The 17,194-nt window shown below is 67.5% G+C and carries 12 protein-coding genes; 10 read left to right on the top strand and 2 right to left on the bottom strand.

Features of this window, described 5'->3' with window-relative positions; translation table 11 throughout:
• Positions 1-45: 45 nt before the first annotated feature.
• The 7 genes from AC3ITW_RS17595 (at position 46) to AC3ITW_RS17565 (ending at position 10,805) form a co-directional block, all read left to right on the top strand.
• Complete coding sequence (locus tag AC3ITW_RS17595) at positions 46-2,721, top strand: DUF2339 domain-containing protein (protein WP_489389792.1); 2,676 nt, start codon at positions 46-48, stop codon at positions 2,719-2,721.
• Entirely contained in the window at positions 2,718-4,094 is a 1,377-nt protein-coding gene (locus AC3ITW_RS17590) for a DUF3999 domain-containing protein (protein ID WP_012511961.1), read from the top strand. Before AC3ITW_RS17595 ends, AC3ITW_RS17590 begins: the two co-directional genes overlap by 4 nt.
• Positions 4,095-4,819: 725 nt before the next feature.
• Complete coding sequence (locus AC3ITW_RS17585) at positions 4,820-5,995, top strand: phosphoglycerate kinase (protein WP_012511960.1); 1,176 nt, start codon at positions 4,820-4,822, stop codon at positions 5,993-5,995.
• Positions 5,992-6,645: an HAD-IA family hydrolase gene (locus AC3ITW_RS17580; RefSeq protein ID WP_012511959.1), complete on the top strand. Its 654-nt coding sequence runs from the start codon at positions 5,992-5,994 to the stop codon at positions 6,643-6,645. Before AC3ITW_RS17585 ends, AC3ITW_RS17580 begins: the two co-directional genes overlap by 4 nt.
• Before the next feature lie 214 nt (positions 6,646-6,859).
• The gene (pyk, locus tag AC3ITW_RS17575; RefSeq protein WP_006388586.1) at positions 6,860-8,326 is read left to right on the top strand and encodes a pyruvate kinase; all 1,467 of its coding nucleotides are present in this window, start codon (positions 6,860-6,862) and stop codon (positions 8,324-8,326) included.
• 196 nt (positions 8,327-8,522) lie between these two features.
• Positions 8,523-9,527, top strand: a complete 1,005-nt coding sequence (locus AC3ITW_RS17570; RefSeq protein WP_006388532.1) for a class I fructose-bisphosphate aldolase — start codon at positions 8,523-8,525, stop codon at positions 9,525-9,527.
• Positions 9,528-9,656: 129 nt separating this feature from the next.
• Positions 9,657-10,805, top strand: a complete 1,149-nt coding sequence (locus AC3ITW_RS17565; protein ID WP_012511958.1) for an iron-sulfur cluster assembly protein — start codon at positions 9,657-9,659, stop codon at positions 10,803-10,805.
• A gap of 91 nt (positions 10,806-10,896) precedes the next feature.
• Here AC3ITW_RS17565 and AC3ITW_RS17560 read toward each other — a convergent pair whose 3' ends face one another.
• Together AC3ITW_RS17560 and cysK are read right to left on the bottom strand one after the other, a co-directional pair.
• Positions 10,897-11,496, bottom strand: coding sequence for an O-acetyl-ADP-ribose deacetylase (locus tag AC3ITW_RS17560; protein WP_006388480.1), 600 nt, complete (start codon positions 11,494-11,496; stop codon positions 10,897-10,899).
• A gap of 292 nt (positions 11,497-11,788) precedes the next feature.
• A complete protein-coding gene (cysK, locus tag AC3ITW_RS17555) occupies positions 11,789-12,748 on the bottom strand; it encodes a cysteine synthase A (protein ID WP_088026949.1) in 960 nt (319 codons plus the stop codon).
• Positions 12,749-12,955: 207 nt separating this feature from the next.
• On the opposite strand from cysK, the gene AC3ITW_RS17550 reads away from it, so the two are divergent.
• The 3 genes from AC3ITW_RS17550 (at position 12,956) to AC3ITW_RS17540 (ending at position 17,142) form a co-directional block, all read left to right on the top strand.
• Positions 12,956-13,939 carry a LysR family transcriptional regulator gene (locus tag AC3ITW_RS17550; RefSeq protein WP_489389791.1) on the top strand — a complete coding sequence of 328 codons (984 nt, stop codon included), beginning with the start codon at positions 12,956-12,958 and terminating at the stop codon, positions 13,937-13,939.
• A 635-nt stretch (positions 13,940-14,574) separates the two neighbouring features.
• A complete protein-coding gene (locus AC3ITW_RS17545) occupies positions 14,575-15,006 on the top strand; it encodes a DUF2946 domain-containing protein (protein ID WP_032972592.1) in 432 nt (143 codons plus the stop codon).
• 72 nt (positions 15,007-15,078) lie between these two features.
• Positions 15,079-17,142: a TonB-dependent copper receptor gene (locus AC3ITW_RS17540; protein ID WP_489389790.1), complete on the top strand. Its 2,064-nt coding sequence runs from the start codon at positions 15,079-15,081 to the stop codon at positions 17,140-17,142.
• Positions 17,143-17,194 lie beyond the last annotated feature (52 nt).

Raw genomic sequence — 17,194 nt, 5'->3', positions numbered from 1 at the left:
GTCGACCGCTGCCGCTGGGGCGCGGGATCGCAATGGAAGCACGCAATGGAAGCACTGATAGCCCTGGTCGTACTGGTCCTGCTGGCCATCCCGCTGCTGCTGGTGGTGGCACTGGTGATGATTGCCGGCCTGCGCCGTCGCGTCGCCGCGCTGGAGAGCGCCCTGGACGGCGCGCCGGCCCCCCGCGCAGCGGCCTCAACCACCACCGAGGCCGCGCCTGCACGGCCTGCCGCCGCGGCTTCCACCAGTGCCGATCCGCCGTTCCTGCGGCCGGTGCTGGCCACCCCGCCGCTGCCACCACCGCCGCCGCTGCGCGAACAGGCCTCGGCCGAAGTGCCCGCGCCGCGACCGCTCACGCCGCCTCCGGTGCCACCGTCACCGGTACAGCCGCCGTTGCCGGCCGAGCCGGCGCTGCCGAATTTCATCGAGCGTGGCGTCGGTGCGGTCAAACGCTGGTTCACCGAAGGCAACGTGCCGGTCAAGATCGGCATGCTGGTGCTGCTGGCCGGTGTCGCCGCACTGCTGAAGTACGTCAGCGACCAGGGCTGGCTGGTGCTGCCGATCGAACTGCGCCTGGCCGGCGTCACCGTGGGTGCACTGGGCCTGCTGGCCTTCGGCTGGCACCAGCGCGAACGTCGGCGCCTGTTTGCGCTGGCCCTGCAGGGCGGTGCCATCGGCGTGCTGCTGCTGACCATCTTCGCCGCGTTCAAACGCTTTGAACTGCTCAACCCAGGCTTTGCCTTTGCCAGTTCGATCGCACTGGTAGCCGGGCTGTGCGTGCTGGCGGTGGTACAGAACTCGCGCACGCTGGCGGTGCTGGGCATCCTCGCCGGCTTCATGGCGCCGTTGTGGCTGTCCACCGGCAGCGGCAACCACGTGGGGTTGTTCAGCTATTACGCGGTGCTCAACGCAGGCATCTTCGCCATCGCCTGGTTCCGCCCATGGCGTGCGCTGAACCTGCTCGGCTTCGCTTTTACGTTCGGCATCGGTACGTTCTGGGGCGTGCTGCAGTACGCGCCGGACAAGTTCAGCAGCACCGAGCCGTTCCTGTTGCTGTTCTTCGCCTTCTACCTGTTGATCCCGCTGCTGTATGCACGCCGTCAGCCGGCAGGTCGGCGCGATCTGGTCGACGGCAGCCTGGTGTTCGGCACGCCGCTTGTCGCGTTCTCGCTGCAGGCCGGCATGTTGCATGAGCAGCCGATGACGCTGGCACTGTGTGCACTGGGCCTGGCTGCGATCTACGCGGTGCTGGCGCGGGCGCTGATCGCGCGTGCGTCGTACACCGTGCTGGCGCAGTCGCATGCGGTGCTGGCGGTGGGCTTCGCCACGCTGGCGGTGCCGTTGGCGCTGTCGGCGCGTGCCACCGGTGCGGTGTTCGCACTGGAAGGTGCCGGCCTGGCTTGGCTGGGGCTGCGCCAGAAGCGCTGGCTGCCGCAGGTGTCCGGTGCATTGCTGCAGATGGGTGCCGCGTTCGCCTTCGTTGCCGGTGGCGATCACTGGCATGAGGACCTGCGTTTCCTGCTCAACCCGACGGCGATTGGTGCGCTGCTGCTGGCCGTGGCCGGCTTCGCGTCGGCGTGGAGTTACCAGCGCAGAGAGCGTCACGAGATCGCGCTGGTCTACTACCTGTGGGGACTGCTGTGGTGGCTGGGTGGCCTGGTGCACGAGATCACCCGGTTCTTCCCCTACCGCATCGAAGTGGATGCACTGCTGGTGCTGGCCGCGGTTACCGCATGGTTGGCCGCGGAAATGCAGCGTCGCCAGCCAGCGCGCGCGCTGGGCGTGACCGCACTGGCGATGCTGGCGCTGGGCTTCCCGCTGGCGTTGATGCAGAGCGATGCGCACCAGCAACCGTTCGCCGGCTACGGTGCGCTGGCCTGGGCGGTGTTCGCGGTACTGGGTGTGCGCACGCTGCTGTGCCTGCGCCAGGGCGGCGACACCGTGGCACGCATCGCGCAGTTCCTGTGGTGGCTGCTGTGGCCGTCGCTGCTTTCGCTGCTGGCCCTGTGGGGCGGTGGCGAGGCCAACTTGGCGCAGGGCTGGACGACCCTGCTGGTCACGCTGCCGTGGCTGCTGATGGCGGCGCTGTCGCTGTGGCGCTGGAACGTCCTGCGCTGGCCGCTGGGCGTGGCCTTCGACAGCGTGCGCCTGCCGCTGCAGTGCGTGCTGTTCGGCCTGCTGTCGATCGGCTGGTTGTTCGGCCAGCTGCTGCCGGGTGATGCCGCGCCACTGCTGTGGCTGCCGGTATTGAACCCGGCCGAGATCGGGCAGTGGCTGAGCCTGCTGTTGCTGGCGCGCTGGCTGTACAGCGATCAGGCGCCGCAGGCACTGCTGAAGGTCCGCCTGCCCGTGCTGGCGCTGGCGGCCTTCATTGCGCTGACCAGCCTGGTGCTGCATGGCGTGCACCAGTGGGGCGGCCTCTCCTGGAGTGCCTCGATGATGCGCTTCAGCCTGGCCCAGACCAGCTTGACCGTGCTGTGGAGCGTGCTTGGCGTGATCGCCTGGGTATGGGGCTCGCGTCGCGGCCAGCGCGTGTTGTGGATGGTGGGTGCCGTGCTGATGGGCGTGGTGCTGGCCAAGCTGGTACTCATCGATCGCCAGCACCTGGGCAACCTGCTCGGCATCGCATCGTTCATCGCCTACGGCCTGCTGTGCACGGTCGTGGGGTATCTGGCACCGGCACCGCCCAGCGCGGCGCCGTCCGTGGAGGAAAAACAATGAGGAAGTGGAGCAGGGCGCTGCTGCCGGTGATGTTCGGCATGCTGGCCGCCGTCGCGGCACAGGCCGCCGAGTACCGCACCCAGTACGCCGAACAATGGCCGTTGACGTTGTCCAGTGTGCAGTCCGGCGCGTATCGCGTCGTGCTGGAACCGGCGATCTACCGCCGTGCCGGTGCCGCCGACCTGGGCGATCTGCAGGTGTTCAACGCGGCGGGCCAATCGCTGCCATCGGCGCTGCTGGCACCGGACCAGCCGTTGGCACAGCCGCCGGTGCAGCGCGAGCTGCCATGGTTCGTGCTGCCGCCGCTGGCCGAAGCGCAGCGCAATGACCTGCAGCTGCTGACCGAACGCGATACCGACGGCCGCGTGCGCCGGGTTGAAGCGCGTGTGGGCGGCGGCGCGGTGACGAACGGGCAGGGCGGTTGGCTGATCGACGCCAGCGTGCTTGGCCAGCAGCCGTTGGCAGCGCTGGTGCTGGACTGGGCCGACAGCGGCCAGCCGCTGCAGGCACAGGTGCAGCTGGACGCCAGCGACGATCTGCAGAACTGGCGCCCGATCGCGCGGGACGTGCCGCTGGTGGACCTGCAGCGCGCCGGCAAGCGCCTGTTGCAGCGCCGGCTGCAGGTGGATAGCAGCGCTCGCTACGTGCGCGTGTTGGCACAGGGCGAAGCACGCCTGCCGACCCTGCGCAGTGTGCTGGCCGAGCTGCCGCCTGCACCGGCCACGCTGCCGTGGGAATGGCTGTCGCTGGAGCCGACGTCGAAGGGCAAGGGCGAGTACACCTTCGAGCTGGACGGCCGCTTCCCGGTGGCGCGCGCCGACGTGGCCAGCACCGACAACAGCCTGGTGCAGTGGACGTTGTTCAGCCGCGATGACGAGAGCGCGGAATGGCAGCGCCGCAGCGCACCGTGGATTGCCTACCAGCTGCAGCAGGGCGCCCAGGGCCAGCGCCAGCAGTCTGCCGCGCAACCGCTGGGCGGCATCCACCGCGACCGTTACTGGAAGCTGGTGGCGAACCCGGCTGAAACGGCGACGGCGCCGACCCTGCGCCTGGGCTATCAGCCGGAAGTGCTGGTGTTCCTGAGCCAGGGCGCGGCACCGTATGCGTTGGCGGTAGGCAGTTCGACCGCACGCCGGGCGGAGGCACCGGTGGGGGTGCTGATCGAGGAACTGCGGCAGCGCAATGACCCCTCCTGGCAGCCGACGCTGGCGCGCCTGGAAGGCAGCCCGGAACCGCTGGCCGGCGACGCGGCGCTGAAGCCGCAGCGCGATTGGAAGGCGTGGCTGCTGTGGGCGTTGTTGGGGTTGGGCGTGCTGGTGGTGGGCGGCCTGGCGGTCAGCCTGCTTCGGCAGAAGCCTGCGCCTTCGGCGTAGGTTCCGGCGAACGGCGCAGCCCCTCGTGGGTGGGCGGTTGGTCGCGTAGAGCGAAAAGCCGCGCTTGGCCGGGCGGGTGGGCTGGGCAGGGGACGCCGTGAATCCGTCCCTGGAGGCTTAGCCGCGCCATCCATGGCGCGGATACCCCTGCCCAGCCCACCCGCCCGACCTCTGACAGTTTCCGTGTGCGTCCACCCATGGAAGAGAAAAAAGAAGAGCAAAAGCAAAGCAGCTTGGCTGCGCGCTTCTTGTAGAGCCGAGCCGACGCTCGGCTGCTGTTCGCGATAGATCCAGCCGAGCCCACGCTCGGCTCCACAGAACAACGATGCCATCGGGGTCAGATCCGTTTTCCGCAGGAAAACGGATCTGACCCCTTCATTTTCCAACCGACATCAGAAACCGCTTCTGCTTTTGCCATCCGCTCCGCCACATGAACCTGTCGAGGCCGGGGTGGTGTGGGCTGGCAGGGGGGTGAGCGGCATGGATGCCGCGACCAAGCCCCCATGGATGGGTTTACGGCGTCCCCTGCCAGCCCACACCACCCCGGCCCATCCACAGCACCACGAAGCGCCAGCGCTTTGGCTTCGGCCGTTGCTGTTGCTGTTGCCGTTGCTGTCGCCCTGCGCTTCTGCCTGCCGCAGGCATCGGCCCTCCCACCACCCGCACCCGATACAATGGCCGTCTGCCGTAGCCCGGCATCCCGTCCCTGAGCCAAAGAGTTGCCCATGTCCATCGTCCGCATGACCGACCTCGACCTCTCCGGCAAGCGCGTGCTGATCCGCCAGGATCTGAACGTGCCGATCGAGAATGGCCGCATCACCTCCGAACAGCGCATCACCGCTTCGCTGCCGACGCTCAAGCGCGCGCTGGAGCAGGGCGCGGCGGTGATGGTCACCTCGCACCTGGGGCGCCCGAAGGAAGGCGTGTGGAGCGAAGCCGATTCGCTGGCGCCGGTGGCCCAGCGCCTGTCCGAGCTGCTCGGCCGCGAGGTTCCGCTGGTGCGCGACTGGGTCGACGGCGTCGACGTGCAGCCGGGGCAGCTGGTGCTGCTGGAAAACTGCCGCATGAATGTCGGCGAGGGCAAGGACGATGAAGCCCTGTCGAAGAAGTACGCCGCGCTGTGCGACGTGTTCGTGATGGATGCCTTCGGTACTGCGCACCGCGCCCAGGCCTCCACCCACGGCGTCATCCGCTTCGCACCGGTCGCGGCCGGTGGCCCGCTGCTGATGGCCGAGCTGGATGCGCTGGCCCAGGCGCTGGATGCCCCGGCCAAGCCGCTGCTGGCGATCGTCGCCGGCAGCAAGGTCAGCACCAAGCTGGAACTGCTTGCCAGCCTGGTTGGCAAGGTCGACCAGCTGATCGTCGGTGGCGGCATCGCCAATACCTTCATCGCCGCCGCTGGCTACAACGTCGGCAAGTCGCTGTATGAGCCGGACCTGCTGGACACCGCGAAGAAGATCGTCGCCGATGCCAAGGCCCGTGGCGCGGACATCCCGCTGCCGGTCGACGTGGTCACCGCCAAGCAGTTCCTGCCCGATGCCGTGGCTGAAGTGAAGGCGGTCGATGCCGTCGCCGAAGACGACCTGATCCTGGACATCGGCCCGCAGACCGCCGCGCAGTACGCGCAGCTGATCGAAAACGCCGGCACCGTGGTCTGGAACGGTCCGGTCGGCGTGTTCGAGTTCGAGGCCTTCAGCAAGGGCACCGAAGCGCTGGCGCGCGCCATCGCCAGCTCCAACGCGTTCTCCATCGCCGGCGGTGGCGACACCCTGGCTGCGGTCGACAAGTTCGATATCGCCGCGCAGGTCAGCTACATCTCCACCGGCGGTGGTGCGTTCCTGGAGTTCCTGGAAGGCAAGACCCTGCCGGCGGTGGCCGCACTCGACGCGCGCGGCGCATGAATGCCGACCACGGCAGGGATGTGCTGTTCTTCGACCTCGACGGCACGCTGATCGATTCGCAGGTGGGCATCACCGCCTGCATCGCCTACGCGCTGCAGAAGATGGACCATCCGGTGCCGCCGCAGGACACCCTGCTGGGCTGGATCGGTCCGTCGTTGCGGACCACCTTCGCGCCGCTGTTCGTCGAACCGGCGCGGGTGGAACAGGCCGTCGGCTACTACCGTGAACGTTTCGATGCCGAAGGCTGGCGCGAGCACACGGTGTATCCGCAGGTGGAAGACACGCTGCGCACGCTGCACGGTCGTGGTCACCGCCTGGCGGTGGTCACCGCCAAGAACGAGCCGCATGCGCGCCGCATCCTTGCCCACCTGCCGTTCGGCGGGCTGTTCGAGGAGATCGTCGGCTCGACCCTGGATGGCTCGCGCAGCCACAAGCCGGAACTGGTCGGTGAAGCGCTGCGCCGGCTGCAGGTGCAGCCGGCGCACTGCTGGATGATCGGCGACCGCCGCATGGACATCGAAGGCGCGCGTCACCACGGCCTGCGCAGCATCGGTGTGCTGTGGGGCTTCGGTGGCGAGCAGGAGCTGACCGAGGCCGGCGCCGGGCAACTGGCACGCGAACCGGCGCAGCTGGAAACGCTGCTGGCGTGATGCGCCTTTGATCGGTAGCGCCGGGCCATGCCCGGCGGCTTTGCCCAGCACCCGCCGGGCATGGCCCAGCGCTACCACGACCCTGCGCCAGCGTATGTCCGGCCGATGTCCGTTCGATGACCCGCGAAGTCAGGCAGCGCAAGGCTGTAACCGTATACATGCGGCGTGAAGGATGTGCTAATTTCCGTTCTTTATCGGGAGAGGCCCATTCACCATGTTCGAGCGTCAGCGTCGCACCAAGATCCTTGCCACCCTCGGCCCGGCCACTGATCCGCCGGGCGTGCTGGAGGATCTGTTCCGCGCCGGCGTCAACGTGGTGCGGCTGAACTTCAGCCACGGTGATCCGTCCGGCCAGGCCAAGCGCGCCGCCGAAGTGCGTGCGGCTGCGGCCCGCGTCGGCGTGGAAGTGGGCATCCTGGCCGACCTGCCGGGCCCGAAGATCCGCATCGAGCGCTTCGCCGAAGGCAAGGTGCAGTTGAAGGCGGGCGACCGTTTCGACCTGATCGCCAGCACCAATGCCGGCCCCGGTGATGCGACCCAGGTCGGCGTGAGCTACCTCGGCCTGCCGCAGGACGTCGGCCCGGGTGATGTCCTGCTGCTCGACGATGGCCTGATGCAGCTGCAGGTGGTCGAAGTGGAAGGCGAGCGCATCATCAACACCGTGCTCAACGACGGCGCGCTGTCTGACCGCAAGGGGCTGAACAAGCAGGGCGGTGGCCTGTCGCTGGGCGCGCTGACCGAGCGCGACAAGGAACTGATCGGCATCGTCGCCAAGATCGGCGTCGACTTCATCGCCGTGTCGTTCTGCCGCAATGCGCAGGACATGAATGACGCGCGCGAGATCGCTGAATCGCACGGCTGCTACGCCGCGCTGGTGTCGAAGATCGAGCGCACCGAGGCCATCGAAAACCTCGAAGAGATCGTCGAGGCCAGTGACGTGGTGATGGTTGCGCGCGGTGACCTCGGCGTGGAAATCGGCGATGCCGAACTGCCGGGCCTGCAGAAGAAGATCATCAAGGCCTCGCTGGCGCAGAACAAGGTGGTCATCACCGCTACGCAGATGCTGCAGTCGATGGTCGAAAGCCCGATCCCGACCCGCGCCGAAGTGCTGGACGTGGCCAACTCGGTCATCGACGGCACCGATGCGGTCATGCTGTCGGCCGAAACTGCTGCCGGTGCCTACCCGGTCAAGGCCGTGGAAGCGATGGCGCGGATCTGCCTGGGTGCCGAGCGCCAGTTCCAGACCGAGACCGACTTCAACGCCTCGCCGCGCAACCTGGAACGTGCCGACCAGGCCATTGCCATGGCCACCATGTTCCTGTCGCAGCACGTGGGCGTGCGCGCGATCGTGGCGATGACCGAATCCGGTGGCACCGCCCGCTACCTGTCGCGTTTCCGCGCCAAGGCGCCGGTGTTCGCGGTCACCCGCCATGACGGCGCCCGCCGGCAGATGGCGCTGATGCGCGACGTGTATCCGATCAACTTCGACAGCCGTGGCCTGACCCCGCGCGAAGCCGCGCGCGGCAGCATCCGCCTGCTGGTTGAAGCCGATCTGCTGCAGGCCGGCGACCGCGTGGTGTTCACCAGCGGCGAGCACATGGAAACCCTGGGTGCGACCAACACCCTGCGCCTGCTGGAAGTGGGCGAAGACGGCCGCGCCAGCGGTCTGGGCGACCTGTAAGTATTGTTGGCCTGGGGTCCGAGCCGCGTTGCGGATCCGACCCCGGGTCAGATCCCCGAAGGGGCTCTGACCCCATGCCACAGGACATCCCTTGTCCAGTGCGGACATTGGAATCGTTTCCAGCCTGGCCTCTACGGCGAGGCAACGGGTAGCGGGGCTATACTTACGTTTTTCCCGCACCCGCCACAGGAAGTACATGAGCATCGAACAGCTGGCTGAAACCGCCCAGGCCATGGTTGCCCCGGGCAAGGGCATCATCGCGATCGACGAATCCACCGCTACCATCGCCAAGCGTTTCGCCGGCGTCGGTATCGAGAACACCGAGGAGAACCGTCGTGCCTACCGCGAACTGCTGCTGACCACGCCCAAGCTCAACGAGCATATTTCCGGCGCCATCCTGTACGACGAAACCATCCGTCAGTCGACCAAGGACGGCGTGCCGTTCGCCAAGTACATGGCCGACCACGGCATGATTCCGGGCATCAAGGTGGACAAGGGTGCGCACCCGCTGGCCGGCTGCCCGGGCGAGCTGGTGACCGAAGGCCTGGACGGCCTGCGCGAGCGCCTGCAGGAGTACTACAAGCTGGGCGCGCGCTTCGCCAAGTGGCGTGCGGTGATCAACATCGGCGAGAGCATTCCGTCGGGCACCTGCATCGAGTCCAACGCCCACGCGCTGGCCCGCTACGCAGCGCTGTGCCAGGAATGCGGCCTGGTGCCGATGGTCGAGCCGGAAGTGATCATGGACGGCGACCACGACATCGAGACCTGCTACGAAGTCACCGAAGCGACCCTGCGTTCGCTGTTCGATGCGCTGTACCAGCAGAACGTGCTGCTGGAAGGCACCATCCTGAAGGCCTCGATGGTCATCTCCGGCAAGAACTGCGATGAGCAGGCCGACGTCGAGGAAGTGGCCGAGTCGACCGTGATGTGCCTGAAGAGCACCGTGCCGGCGATCCTGCCGGGTGTGGTGTTCCTGTCCGGCGGCCAGAGCGACGAGCAGTCCACCGCTCACCTCAACGCCATGAACCAGATGGGCAACCTGCCGTGGCCGCTGAGCTTCTCCTACGGCCGCGCGATGCAGCAGGCTGCGCTGAAGCTGTGGGCCAAGGACATGAAGGGCAACTACGCTGCTGCCCAGAAGACCGTGTACGAGCGCGCCAAGGACAATGGCCTGGCCGCGCTGGGCAAGTGGAACGGTTGATCCGTCCCATCGCAGGATGAACAGGGCAACGCCGGCATCACGCCGGCGTTTGCTTTTGCGGGTATCGTTTCCGCCCCCACGCACCGGGCCGGTGTGCGGGACATACATGGAAGGCCAAGGAGAAAAAACATGCGTTTGGCAGCAATCACAGTGGCCGTTGCCACGGTCCTGATCGCCGGCGGTTGCAACCGCATCGGTGGCGGTGGTGACGCAGGCAAGGCCGCGTCGCTCGATTTCGACAAACCGGTGTCCGGCGAAATCACCTCGCGCAGCGGCATCAACTTCAACGACGGCAGCCACCACCAGCTGTACCAGATCAAGCTGGAAGACAAGGACCTGGTCGGCCTGAAGCTGACCGGTGCACTGACCGGTTCGATCGCCGTGTTCAACAACGGCAGCCTGGTATCCACCAGCAATACCGGCTACGAACGCGAAGGCGACGTCTCGCTGGCCTTCCGTGCCAACGGTGGCGGCACCTACCAGGTGGCGGTCAACGCCGATGGCCCGAGCGCCTTCGGTCCGTATCGCCTGCGCGCCGAGAAGCTGAAGCCGTATGACGGCAAGCCGCTGTTGGGCAGCGGTGAGATCGCCGACATGCTGGCCGGCAGCTCGCAGGACTACACCCTGCAGGTGGACAAGGCTGGCCTGTACGAGATCCGCCTGGTGTCGGATGTGTTCGACCCGGTGCTGAAGCTGTCGGGCCAGGGCGTTGAGGCCGAAAACGATGATGGCAACGACAGCACCAACTCGCGCCTGACCCTGTCGCTGAAGCCGGGCAAGTACACCTTGACCGCGCGCGGTCTGGGCGACGGTGTCAATGGCATGTTTACCCTGTCCGCCAATCGCATCGAACTGCCGGGCAATCTGGTTGAACGCGATGGCACCGCCCTGCCGAAGTCGGGCAGCGTGTACACCATGCTCGACAACGATGGCCGCCGTCGTTTCCTGCTGACCCTGGATCGCCCGGCCGACGTGCGCCTGGATGCGATCTCCAGCCAGGTCGACACCGTGCTGCGCGTGGTCGGCGGTGATGTCGAGCTGACCGACGACGACGGTGGCAACGGTACCAATGCGCGCCTGGAGGAGACCTTGCCGGCCGGTCACTACACCATTGACGTGTCCAGCCTGAACAATGGCGCGGGCATGGTGGAAGTGCGCGTGCAGGTGGAGGGTGCCAGCGCCGACGGTGCCGCAGCCTCAGCCGCGCGCGCGGCTGCAGACGCTGCTGCCGCAGTGGCCGATGATGCCGCTGCTGCGGTGGAAGCTGCCAGCCGTTGAGGTGATCCAAGCGCAGCGTGGATGACCTCAAGGCCGCAACAGAAAAGGCCGGGCATTGCCCGGCCTTTTCTGTTCCAACCCCTTCAGCCGTTCAATGCGCGGCTGCAAATCCGGTATCGCCCAATGGTGGCAGCATCGAGCTGCGTGGCTCGTTGTCCGCGTTCTGGCCGGCAGCGGTCAGTGCCTGCTGGTACGCCTTGGCGGTAGCGGTATTGAACGCCACCAGCACGATGCGCATCGGTTGTGCATGGCTGCGCTGCCATGCCAGCGTTTCGGTCACTGCGATCTGCGCGGCCTGGTACAGCGGGTAGCCGTACACGCCGCAGCTGATCGCGGGGAAAGCGATCGATGTCACGCCCAGCGATTCTGCCAGCTGCAGGGACTTCCAGTAGCAGTTGGCCAGCAGCGCCGGTTCGTCGCGTTGACCGTCGTGCCACACCGGGCCGACCGTATGCAGCACATGCCGCGCCGGCAACGCATGGGCGTCGGTGGCACGCACTTCGCCGGTCGGGCAGCGCACACCGGGGCGCAGTTCCGGCAGCTGCTCGCATTCGGCCAGCAGCGCTGGGCCAGCAGCGCGATGGATCGCACCGTCGACACCGCCACCACCGAGCAGTGTTTCATTGGCCGCGTTGACGATCGCATCCACCGCCAGGGTCGTGATGTCGCCCTGCCAAACTTCGATCTTCATGCGTCCGTCTCCTGCCTGTGAGGTGTTCCGCGCAGCATCTGCGCCGGCTGTTCCCAAGGTAGGGGACAGGGCATTGATACTGCGTCATGACCGTCTCACGCGCTGCGATCCGGCGGCCTTCACGCACGATGGCTGGCGGCGCCTTCACGCAGGCTGAAGCAGAAAGGGGGAGGTGGCGAAACGGTAGCGCCGGGCCATGCCCGGCGGATGGTGGACGAAGCGAATGCCGGAAACAGCAACGCCGGGCATGGCCCGGCGCTACCTTGAACGAAAACGGGATTCGACCCTGGGCTCACGGCAGGCCGGCCAACCAGTCGTCGTCGGAACCTTCATTCACATCGGCGAACAGCGGCGTGGAGAAGTAGCGTTCACCGGTGTCCGGCAGCATCGCCAGGATCACCGAGCCCGGTTCGGCGCGCGCGGCCACATCCAGTGCGCTGGCAACAGTGGCGCCAGCGGAGATGCCGACGAAGATGCCTTCCTCCGCCGCCAGGCGGCGGGCGGTGGCGATCGCGCGGTCATCTTCCACCGTCACCAGTTCATCCACCACATCGCGGTTGAGCACGTCCGGCACGAAGTCCGGGGTCCAGCCCTGGATCTTGTGCGGCTTCCAGTCATCGCCCTTCAGCAGCGCGGCGCCGGCCGGTTCGGTGGCGATGATGCGCGTCTGCGGGCGCGCGACCTTCAGTACTTCGCCCACGCCGGTGAGCGTGCCGCCAGTGCCCCAGCCACTGACGAAGTAGTCCAGTCGCTTGCCGGCGAAGTCGCGCAGGATCTCGGCGGCGGTGGTGTTGCGGTGGTAGGCCGGGTTGGCCGGGTTGGCGAACTGGCTGGCCAGGAACCAGCCGTGCTGCTCGGCCAGTTCGGCGGCCTTGCGTACCATGCCGCTGCCGCGCTCGGCGGCCGGGGTCAGGATCACCTTGGCGCCATACGCGCGCATCAGCTTTCGCCGTTCCACCGAGAAGGTTTCGACCATGGTCGCCACGAACTTGTAGCCGCGCGCGGCGGCGACCATCGCCAGTGCCACGCCGGTGTTGCCCGAGGTGGCCTCGACGATGGTGTCGCCCGGCTTGAGCAGGCCACGCGCTTCGGCGTCGAGGATGATCGCCAGCGCCAGGCGATCCTTCACCGAACCGCCCGGGTTGAACGACTCGACCTTGGCGTAGACGCTGACCTGCGGGGGCGCCAGGCGCTGCAGCCTGACGATGGGGGTGTTGCCGACGGTGTCGAGGATGGAGTCGTACAGGGCCATGGAAGCGCTCCGGAGAGGGGCCGCGCCGGGCTGCGGCGGGCGAAGGGGGAGGGCTGGCTGTTGAGGCCAGCGGCTGCCGGCTGACCGTAGCGCCGGCATATGACGCCCGGAAATGACCAGATACCTTTCTTAAACAACCTTTGGTTATAAGCTGGTGACGGCAATTGACCCTAGAGTGGACCTCCGCCCCCACATCGCCCGCCTGCCATGACGCTGACCCAGCTGCGCTATCTGGTTGCCATCGCCGACGCCGAGCTGAACATCACGCTCGCCGCCTCGCGCGTGCATGCCACCCAGCCCGGCCTGTCCAAGCAGCTCAAGCAGCTGGAGGACGAGCTGGGTTTCCTGCTGTTCGTGCGCAAGGGCCGCAGCCTGGAGTCGGTCACCCCGGCCGGCACCGAGGTCATCGCCCGCGCCCGCTCGGTGCTGGCCGAGGCCAACAACATCCGCACCTACGCGGCCAACCAGCGCCGCGAGAGCCAGGGCCAGCTGATCCTGACCACCACCCACACCCAGGCGCGCTTCGTGCTGCCGCCGGCGGTGGCAGCGATCAAGCAGGCGTATCCGCAGGTGAGCGTGCATCTGCAGCAGGCCGGTGAAGCCGATGCACTGGATCGCTTGAACCAGGGCGATGCCGACATTGCGATCATCAGCACCGCTGGCAGCGAGCCTACCGATGGCATTGCGGTGCCGCTGTTCCGCTGGCGGCGCCTGGTGGTGGTGCCCAAGGGCCACCCGCTGGACCGCGCAGGCCGCACCCCGGACCTGGCCGCGCTGGCCCGGCAGCCGCTGATCAGCTACGAATCCTCGACCCGCCCGAATTCATCGCTGCAGCGTGCCTTTGCCGCCAACGGCCTGGTGCCGGATCTGGCGCTGACCGCGCTGGATGCCGATCTGATCAAGACCTATGTGCGCACCGGTCTGGGCGTGGGTCTGCTGGCCGAGATGGCGGTCAGTTCCAACGACGAGGACTTGAAGGCATGGCCGGCGCCGGCACCGATTGCCGAGTGCATCGCCTGGGCGGTGCTGCCGCGCGACCGCGTGCTGCGCGACTACGCGCTGGAGCTTGTGCACGTGCTGGCGCCGCAGATCGATCCGCGCGACCTGCGCAGGGTGCTGGATGGCAACCAGGCGGCGGCGTGGCCGGTACTACCGACGTGGGAGTCACTGACCCAGACCATCACAGTGTGAGGTTGGTCGAGCAGGGCGTGCCGCCCTGCACCCGCGGTAGTGCCGGCCGCTGGCCGGCAACCTCAGAAGCAACAGCAACATCAAATGCGGGTTTCCTGTGGGATGGCGGGGCGGTGTGGGCAGGCAGGACACGCCGTAAACCCATCCATGGGGGCTCGATGGCGCCATCCATGGCGCCAACGGTCCTGCCTGCCCACACCGCCCCACCTCTGACAGATCCTGGCGGCTATTGGTAGGTGTCGACCTTGGTCGACACGGTAGATCCACGCCATGCGTGGATGAAAGCTGTCAGATATCGAAATACATCTGGGGTCAGATCCGTTTTCCGAAGGAAAACGGATCTGACCCCGAGAGTCGTTCCGACAGATCGCGGAAAACTGTCGAAGGCGGGGTGGGTCCGGTTGCGGGAGTGTCCGCGGCATGGATGCCGCGGCCAAGCCCCCAGGGACGGGTTTACGGCGTCTCCCGCAACCGGACCCACCCCGCCTACCCACAGGAATTCCGCTTCTGCTTCGGCTGTTGCTGTTGCTGTTGCTCCAGCTCGCAGCGGGTGCAGGGCGCAGCCCTGCCGATAAACCCCCTCCTGCGACGGTTCGTCGCACGGGTAACCCTGGACCCGGCTCTACACTAGCGGGGTGACCCGCCTGTCCCGCCCGCAGCGCCTTCTGCTCCAGCTCGCCGTCCTGGCGACGCTGTTGATGGTGCTTGCGCCACTGGTCAGCCGCGCGCTGCAGGCGCAGCCGATGGAGCATGCCGCGATGGCAGGCATGGACCACGCCGCCATGGGCCATGACATGCACGACATGGCCATGCCTGGGCACGATCAACACGGCGCCGCGCCGGCAGCGCCCAGCCGTCCGGCCGACCCCCACGCCATGCATGGCGAAGCCTGCGAATACTGCGTGCTGGCCATGCGCCTGCTGCCGTGGCTGGCCGTGCTGGTGCTGCTGTTGCCGCTGTTGTGGCGGCCGCAGCTGGCGTTCCCATGGTCGCAGCAGGTGCTGCCGGCACTGCGGTGGCCGGCACATGCCGCGCGTGGGCCGCCGCGCTTCTCCATCGTTCGCTGATGTCCCTATCGAATCTGCCGCACGACGCCTGACCGGGCGCCGTGCGCGCGTGCGTACTTTGGAGCTGTTCCGATGAAAATGACTTCCCGCCCCGCGGGCGCCTGCGCGCGCCTGCCGGTTGCCCTTGGCCTGGCCGTGACCGCGTCACTGGCCCACGCCGCGCCCGCCGAAGAGGCGCGCACCCTCGACACCATGGTGGTGACCGCCGCTGCACCGTCCTCGCCGCTGCACTGGGTGACCGATCCGCGCCTGCCGCGGCAGCCGGTGCCCGCCAGCGACGGTGCTGATTACCTGAAAACCGTCCCCGGCTTCTCCGCCATCCGCAACGGCGGCACCAACGGCGACCCGGTGCTGCGCGGCATGTTCGGTTCGCGCCTGAACATCCTCAGCAACGATGGCAACCTGATCGGTGCCTGCCCGTCGCGCATGGACAATCCGCTGTCCTACATCGCGCCGGAAAGCTTCGACCGGCTGACCATCATCAAGGGCCCGCAGAGCGTGCGCTGGGGCGCGGGCGCGTCGGCCGGCACCGTGCGTTTCGAGCGCGATACGCCGCGCTTCGAGGAACCGGGCCTGCGTGCCGATGCCAGTGCGCTGGTCGGTTCGCGCAACCGCAACGACCAGGTGCTGGACCTGACCCTGGGCAATCCGACCGGTTACGTGCGTGCAAGCGGCAACCGTTCCGAAGCCGATGACTACAAGGACGGCAATGGCGACGTGGTGCCGTCGAAGTGGCGCAAGTGGAACGGCGACGTGGCCATCGGCTGGACGCCGGATGCCGACACGCTGCTGGAAATCTCCGCGGGTGCCGGTGATGCGATCGCGCGCTACGCGGGCCGTGGCATGGACGGTGCCGCGTTCGAGCGCACCAGCTACGCGGCGCGCTTCGAGAAGCGCAACCTGCCGGGTGCGTGGGACACGCTGCAGGCCAATGTGTACTACAACGAGGCCGATCACGTGATGGACAACTACACGCTGCGCACGCCGAACCCGCACAGCATGATGCCGATGCCGATGGCCTCGAACGTGGACCGCCGCACCCAGGGCGGGCGGGTCAGTTCCGAGTGGCGCTGGCAGGATGTGCAGCTGGTGGCCGGTGTGGATGGCGAGGACAGCCGTCATCGTGGCCGCATGGGCATGGGCCGCGACACGTATCGGCAGGCAGCCTGGGAGACCGATGCCAACTTCCGCCGCTATGGCGTGTTCACCGAGTTGACCCTCGGCGCCGGCACCGACCAGCGCTGGATCAGTGGGCTGCGCATCGATCGCGCGAGCGTCCGCGATGAGCGGCAGTCGGTGCGTGGGATGATGGGCAACCGGCCGAACCCGACCGCTGGCCTGCAGCGCAAGGAATGGCTGGGCAGTGGTTTCCTGCGCTACGAGCAGGATCTGGCCGACGGCCTGACCTGGTACGCCGGCCTCGGCCACAGCGAGCGCATGCCCGACTACTGGGAGCTGTTCTCGCCCAACCAGGGACCGGCCGGCACGGTGAACGCGTTCACCGGCGTGCAGCCTGAGCGCACCACCCAGCTTGATGTGGGCATGCAATACAAGAGTCCGCGCGTGCAGGCCTGGGTCTCGGCGTACGCCGGGCAGATCCAGGACTACATCCTGTTCACCTACCACGGCAGCGGGATGATGGGCATGAGCCAGGCCCGCAACGTCGATGCCCGCATTGCCGGTGCCGAGGCGGGCGTGGAAGTAGCGCTGGCCGAACAGTGGAAGCTGGGCGGCACGCTGGCCTATGCCTGGGGCGAGAACCGCGACCAGCAGCGACCGTTGCCGCAGATGCCGCCGCTGGAAGCGCGCCTGAGTGCGAACTGGGAAGGCCAGCGCTGGACTGCTGGTGCCCTGCTGCGTGCGGTGACCCACCAGCACCGTGTCGCAAACGGCCAGGGCAACGTGGTCGCGCAGGACCTGGGACCGAGCGCCGGCTTCGCCACCTTTGCGCTCAACACCGCCTACCGCTTCAGCTCGCAACTGCAGCTCAGCGCGGGTGTCGACAACCTGTTCGACCGTGCCTACAGCGAGCACCTGAACCTGGCCGGCAGCGCCGACTTCGGCTTCCCGGCCGACCCGGTACGCATCAATGAGCCGGGCCGCAGCGTGTGGATGAAGGTGAACTACCGGTATTGATCCGCCGGGCATGGCCCGGCGCTACCGCGGGGTCACCGGCATGGCCCGGCGC

It is taken from the genome of Stenotrophomonas sp. KH_052 (assembly GCF_057838755.1).
Note: the sequence above shows the minus strand (reverse complement) of the source record. Positions and strands in the feature narration are given on the sequence as shown.

What these genes read in the sequence shown, in the direction of transcription:
- AC3ITW_RS17590 (WP_012511961.1), top strand. Translation starts at nt 2,718, where the DNA reads ATGAGGAAGTGGAGCAGGGCGCTGCTGCCGGTGATGTTCGGCATGCTG.
- AC3ITW_RS17560 (WP_006388480.1), bottom strand. Translation starts at nt 11,496, where the DNA reads ATGAAGATCGAAGTTTGGCAGGGCGACATCACGACCCTGGCGGTGGAT.
- AC3ITW_RS17595 (WP_489389792.1), top strand. Translation starts at nt 46, where the DNA reads ATGGAAGCACTGATAGCCCTGGTCGTACTGGTCCTGCTGGCCATCCCG.
- AC3ITW_RS17565 (WP_012511958.1), top strand. Translation starts at nt 9,657, where the DNA reads ATGCGTTTGGCAGCAATCACAGTGGCCGTTGCCACGGTCCTGATCGCC.
- AC3ITW_RS17570 (WP_006388532.1), top strand. Translation starts at nt 8,523, where the DNA reads ATGAGCATCGAACAGCTGGCTGAAACCGCCCAGGCCATGGTTGCCCCG.
- cysK (WP_088026949.1), bottom strand. Translation starts at nt 12,748, where the DNA reads ATGGCCCTGTACGACTCCATCCTCGACACCGTCGGCAACACCCCCATC.
- AC3ITW_RS17540 (WP_489389790.1), top strand. Translation starts at nt 15,079, where the DNA reads ATGAAAATGACTTCCCGCCCCGCGGGCGCCTGCGCGCGCCTGCCGGTT.
- pyk (WP_006388586.1), top strand. Translation starts at nt 6,860, where the DNA reads ATGTTCGAGCGTCAGCGTCGCACCAAGATCCTTGCCACCCTCGGCCCG.
- AC3ITW_RS17580 (WP_012511959.1), top strand. Translation starts at nt 5,992, where the DNA reads ATGAATGCCGACCACGGCAGGGATGTGCTGTTCTTCGACCTCGACGGC.
- AC3ITW_RS17550 (WP_489389791.1), top strand. Translation starts at nt 12,956, where the DNA reads ATGACGCTGACCCAGCTGCGCTATCTGGTTGCCATCGCCGACGCCGAG.
- AC3ITW_RS17585 (WP_012511960.1), top strand. Translation starts at nt 4,820, where the DNA reads ATGTCCATCGTCCGCATGACCGACCTCGACCTCTCCGGCAAGCGCGTG.